Raw genomic sequence first — 263 nt, 5'->3', positions numbered from 1 at the left:
CTACCCTATTACAGCTTCTTATGTTGTAGGAAATGTTATAGCAGGATGTGACTTTATGAACGACTATTACGAAGGCGGAATAGCAGGTGTTGTATTGAATTTAGGAAGTATAGCTTGGAACGGTGATCTTGCAAACGGAGTTGCAAGACCTTGGATGACTTGGCATAGGATGGGAGGCGGCTTCTTTAAAATGTCAACAGGTGTAATGGCTCAAAATGTTGATGGTGATAGCAGCTATTTAAAACTTGATGGCAGATATGGGC

1 protein-coding gene is annotated in these 263 nt (G+C 41.4%); it reads left to right on the top strand.

Translation table 11 applies throughout. From position 1 onward, the window contains the following. Positions 1 to 55: 55 nt before the first annotated feature. Positions 56 to 263: hypothetical protein (locus ACG9ZB_RS17435; RefSeq protein WP_419326865.1), on the top strand; the 208-nt coding region annotated here is incomplete at its 3' end.

Source organism: Acinetobacter johnsonii, assembly GCF_048551975.1.
Taxonomy (GTDB): Bacteria; Pseudomonadota; Gammaproteobacteria; order Pseudomonadales; family Moraxellaceae; genus Acinetobacter; species Acinetobacter johnsonii_A.
The sequence above is the reverse complement of the archived record's forward strand: the minus strand, read 5'-3'. Positions and strand labels throughout refer to the sequence as shown.